The organism is Caballeronia sordidicola (assembly GCF_000729995.1).
Classification (GTDB): Bacteria; Pseudomonadota; Gammaproteobacteria; order Burkholderiales; family Burkholderiaceae; genus Caballeronia; species Caballeronia sordidicola_A.
This window is the reverse complement of sequence record NZ_JNFG01000102.1, coordinates 1-608: the sequence shown is the minus strand read 5'-3', so window position 1 is coordinate 608 and position 608 is coordinate 1. Positions and strand designations below refer to the sequence as shown.

General features: G+C 60.7%; 1 protein-coding gene. It reads left to right on the top strand.

Going from position 1 to position 608, the window contains the following annotated elements; genetic code table 11:
* Nucleotides 1–50: 50 nt before the first annotated feature.
* Nucleotides 51–608 (top strand): GntR family transcriptional regulator (locus FH08_RS0133885; RefSeq protein ID WP_200878828.1); only part of this gene is annotated, 558 nt, incomplete at its 3' end.

Below are 608 nucleotides of genomic sequence, written 5' to 3'. Positions count from 1 at the left end.
AACGACCGGTGACATCTTGGTCTAGACCAAGGAATGATACTGTCGGACACATGGCGGTCGATGCAAAACCTCGGATGCTCAAGCATCAGATCGTGCGCAAGAATCTCGACGCATTGCTCGACGACCTGTCACCAGGAGACTCGTTTCCCTCCGAACGCGACCTCGCCGAGAGGTACGACGTGTCTCGGGAAACACTCCGTCAAGCGATGCGCGAATTGCTCGTTGCCGGCCGCATCGAACGTCGTGGTCGAACGACCATTGTCGCTGAGCCCAAAGTCGTTCTGCCGCTTGCTATCGGCTCCTACACCGAGGCCGCCCGCGAGAAGGGCATGACCGCCACCCGCGTCCTGGTCGGGTGGTCCGTAGACGGCGCGGACGACGACCTCGCAGAGCTGCTGCAGATCGCACCGGGAGAAGCGGTGATACAACTCGAGCGCGTCTTCACCACAGACGGCATGCGGGTCGGACTGGAGACGACCCGCATCCCCGCCCGCAGAATTCCCGGCCTCATCGACACCTTCGACTACAGACAGTCCCTCTACGCCGAACTTCGTTCACGCGGAATACAATTCGATCGCGTCGTCGACAGCATCGAGACAGTACTACCC